This window comes from Rhodoferax sp. (assembly GCF_039922535.1).
In the GTDB taxonomy this organism is placed as follows: domain Bacteria; phylum Pseudomonadota; class Gammaproteobacteria; order Burkholderiales; family Burkholderiaceae_C; genus Rhodoferax_B.
This window is the reverse complement of record NZ_JBDTEM010000390.1, coordinates 1-3,951: the sequence shown is the minus strand read 5'-3', so window position 1 is coordinate 3,951 and position 3,951 is coordinate 1. Positions and strand designations below refer to the sequence as shown.

General features: G+C 56.1%; 4 protein-coding genes. 2 read left to right on the top strand and 2 right to left on the bottom strand.

The window, feature by feature from the left end:
* Positions 1 to 98: 98 nt before the first annotated feature.
* Both ABI213_RS18615 and ABI213_RS18610 read right to left on the bottom strand, forming a co-directional pair.
* Positions 99 to 647 (bottom strand): hypothetical protein, encoded by a 549-nt coding sequence (locus ABI213_RS18615; protein ID WP_348028185.1) that lies wholly within the window; start codon positions 645 to 647, stop codon positions 99 to 101.
* Positions 644 to 1,276: a helix-turn-helix transcriptional regulator gene (locus ABI213_RS18610; protein ID WP_348028183.1), complete on the bottom strand. Its 633-nt coding sequence runs from the start codon at positions 1,274 to 1,276 to the stop codon at positions 644 to 646. The genes ABI213_RS18615 and ABI213_RS18610 overlap by 4 nt, the downstream gene beginning before the upstream one ends.
* A gap of 642 nt (positions 1,277 to 1,918) precedes the next feature.
* On the opposite strand from ABI213_RS18610, the gene istA reads away from it, so the two are divergent.
* Positions 1,919 to 3,424, top strand: coding sequence for an IS21 family transposase (istA, locus tag ABI213_RS18605; protein ID WP_348028181.1), 1,506 nt, complete (start codon positions 1,919 to 1,921; stop codon positions 3,422 to 3,424).
* A gap of 56 nt (positions 3,425 to 3,480) precedes the next feature.
* The coding region (locus ABI213_RS18600) for an ATP-binding protein (RefSeq protein ID WP_348028179.1) at positions 3,481 to 3,951 on the top strand (471 nt) is incomplete at its 3' end.

Sequence of the window (3,951 nt, the reverse complement as noted above, 5' to 3'; positions counted from 1 at the left end):
GATTCAAAATTTTGTTAAACGATGCGGGAACTTGGGATCGACCGGCAGTACTGGACTGCATGGGCCATGCCCGGCTGAAGCAACACTCATTTTGCATCTCAGCTTTTGTAGGTGACCCAGCGCCACGGCGCAATGAATACTCTTTCGATCAGCCACCCACCGCCAATGAAGGTTATGCACATGGTGAGAACGCCTGCAGTTTGTCGCCAGGGGGGAATGTGCTGTGGCGTAATGGAAAGTAAATAGCAACCCAGCAACCCGTAGCACACGAGCAGAGATACGTAAAACCAGCCAATCCCCAAAGCCCATTTATCCGGCTTTATCTCGGCGCTGGTACGCGTCAAGCGAATGTGCGCCGATCGGATCAACCACCAAAGCTGCCTGTCCGATAGGCAGTAGTCTGACTTGATTGCAATGATTTTTGCTCGGACCGTCCGCGTCATATACCGCCCAAACCGGTGCTGAAACAGGCGCTCATTGTCGATGGAAGTTTCGTCAATCAGGTCTGACTTTGCCAGAGCCATAAAGACTGGTACTGAGTTGGGAAGCATTGCGGCTTCCACGTAATCACGTCCTGAAATTTGCACCATAGAACCTGTGATTATTTGCGTAACGACTGTCGTTTCTGCTGGGTTTTCTTCCGTCACTTTTTGGCTCCTTTGCGCTCTTTGTAGTCCCTGCCGGCGATGCGCTGGTCCTTGCCTGAATTGACCTGCAAGACCGCGTGCTGTTCTGGCTGCTGGCGGGGCGTGAATGTACCGGTAATGGATGCCATGGCATCCATCGGCTTGCGCGCTTCAAAGTGTGCGGTCGCTGCAGCCATCAAGTTTCGGCGCTGGGTCACGGGGTCACTGGCCCACAAGTGACCGTTGTAAAGTTCAACGGCCAAGTCCAGATCGGCTTCCATTGGTGCAAGCCGTTCTAGCAGCGCATTGAGGCCTGGATCCGCCTGGGCGGCGGCCAACTGCCCCTCACGTATCAACAGTACCAGCGCCTTGGCCATGGCATCGTCTTGAAGCACTGCAGCCTTCGCCACTGCGATTTGAAGGCGAATGGCCTTTAACAACTCGTGCTGTACGCCCATGCCACCGGTCATGTTGCCGGCCCCGGTCAATAGCCAATCCACCGAAACGCCTAACGTGGTCTTGATAGCCAGCATAAATTCAGCACCTGGACGTTTGGCGCCTTTTAGTACATCGCTTAAAAAGCTGGGAGACATAGACAGCCTGCGCGCGCATTCGGCCTGGCTGATACCGGCAAATGCCATGACTTGCATGAGACGTGCGGGTAAGTGCTCCAACGTAGATTCTGGCGCTTGTGTTGATTCTTTCAATGGAGTACGATCGTTCGCTATAACGAATAAAACAGTCTTGATTGTGCTGAATCTACTCTCTTCGCAAGGTGCTGTCACTATGGATGGCCTGGAAATTTCCTATCGGCTCAGGCGTGCTGGCCAATCGCAGGCCAGTCTGGCGCGTGAATTGGGCGTGTCCTCTGCAGTAATTGGCAATGTGATCCATGGGCGCATCACCGCGCACGGTGTTGCCACGCACATCGCGAAGTTGCTGGGTCTCACCGTGTTGGACTTGTGGCCCGAGCGTTACCGGTTCAAACCGCGCGGTGCTTCACCCCACAGACGGGGTCACGACCCGGGAGTCCCACCATGATCTAAAACCACCGCCAAAAACGCAAACGGCCCACAGCAAAAACTGTGGGCCGTTTGCGGGACTCGTATAGAGCAATCCAAAGTGAAGTGGGGACCTCGCTTTGGATTCTCCAACCAGATGCAGGCCTTTGTCAATAGACCAGGCGTGTGTGATCCATTGCGGGCTTGCGCTGCCGATAACGGCCACTGCACTGCTCGCTACATTGATGCGCCCAAGACGGGTGTGCTCACATGGTCAATCGGAGAATTCACTTGGGCAAGATCCGTGAGGTTTTGCGCTTGGCGCTTGAGAGTCACCTGAGCGTTCGGGCGATTTCGCGCAGCCTAGGCCTGTCGCGCGATGTTGTTAACGCCTACCTGGTGCGCGCGGCCAACGCCAAGCTGCTTTGGCCACTGCCGCATGACATGGACGATGCAGCGCTGGAGCTTTGCCTGTTTCTACCCTCGCTGGCGGGTGGCACACGACTGCCTGAACCTGATTGGGCGGAGGTGCATAGGGAGCTCCAACGCAGCGGGGCTACCTTGACAGCACAGCATGCAGAATATCTGGCCATCCATTTGAACGGCATGCAGCGCAGCCATTTTTGCGCGAAGTACCGGCATTGGGCCAAGCACCTCAAAAGCTATTTGCGCCAAACCCATATTGCCGGGGAATGCGTGTTTGTGGACTATGCGGGGCCTACCATGGAGGTGCATGACGCAGCCTCCGGTCAGGTATTGAAGGCACAGATTTTTGTGGCCGTGCTGGGAGCATCCAACTACACCTATGCCGAGGCCACTTGGTCGCAACGGTTGCCGGATTGGATTGCAGCCAATGTGCGCATGCTGGAATTCTTTGACTGTGTACCGTCGGCCATCGTGTGCGACAACCTGAAGTCGGGTGTCACCAAGGCTAGCCTGACGGAACCGTTGGTCAACGAAAGCTATCAAGCTTTTGCGGCCCACTACCGAACCACTGTCGTACCTACTCGGCCACGTCGGCCCAAGGACAAACCCAAGGCAGAGGGTGGCGTTTTGATTGTGGAGCGCTGGATCATATTCAAATTGCGCAAGCGGGTGTTCACCAGCCTGGGGGAATTGAATGAAGCCATCCGCGAGCTGCTGCGCGCCTTGAACAACAGTCCATTTCAGAAACTGCCAGGCTCTCGGCGTAGCACGTATCTATCGCTGGATAAGCCTGCAATGCGGCCCTTGCCGTCGCGGCCCTACGAATATGCGGAGTTTCGACGTGCCCGGGTGGGTATGGACCGGGAGGTTGCGGTCGATGGGCGCGGGTTTTCTGTACCGGCGGCATTGGTCGGTAAGGTAGTGGATCTGCGCGTCACGGCGGGCGTGGTGGAAATATTGTTTGGCGGTCGGCGGATTGCCAGCCATGTCCGATCCCCTGGGCACCAGTCTGTCATTGATCCTGCCCACTTGCCCAAGGCCGACCAAGCCTACGGCCTGTGGACACCAGAGCGGGAAACCGCCTGGGCTTCAACCATCGGTCCCAACACCCGGATATTCACCAGTGAAAGGTTGGCGCAGAGCGCCAATAAAACGACGGGATATCGCTGGGGCCTTGGCTTGCGCAAGCTGGTAGAGGCCTTCGGCGCTGAACGACTGGAGTCCACATGTGCCAAGGCTTTGCGCGACGGGGCCATTCGGCTCAAAAGCTTGCAAGTCATTTTGGAGAAAAACCTGGACTTGGCCAGCCCGGAAGTTACCGACGCCTCTTTTATCCATGAAAACGTGCGTGGCCCTGACTATTACCACTGAAATCCACTTCCCACATCAGCCTCAAATCTGTTCAACGCTACACAGGAGAATCGACTTTGTTAACGCATGACACTCTGAGAAAACTCAATGAACTGAAGTTGTTTGGCATGGCCAACGCCTTCACCTCGCAAACAGAATCCGCACATGCTGCCCACCTCGGTTTTGAGGAACGTATGGGACTTTTGGTTGACCAGGAAGTAGCCTATCGGGATGATCGGCGCCTTCGACGGCTGCTGAGCAGTGCCAAGCTGCGGGAGCCTGCCTGTGTCGAGGATATTGACTTCAGCGCCAGACGGGGCCTTGATCGCTCGACTATGGCATCACTGGCCCTGTGCAATTGGGTCCGCCATGGGGTGAATGTGATCATCACGGGCGCCACGGGGTCGGGGAAAACTTGGTTGGCATGCGCGCTTGGCAACCAGGCGTGTAGGTTGGGCCAGAGCGTCAAGTTTGAACGTGTGCCAACGTTACTGGAAGATTTAGGAGTAGCCCATGCTGACCGGGAGTTTGGCAGGCGTTTGACGGCA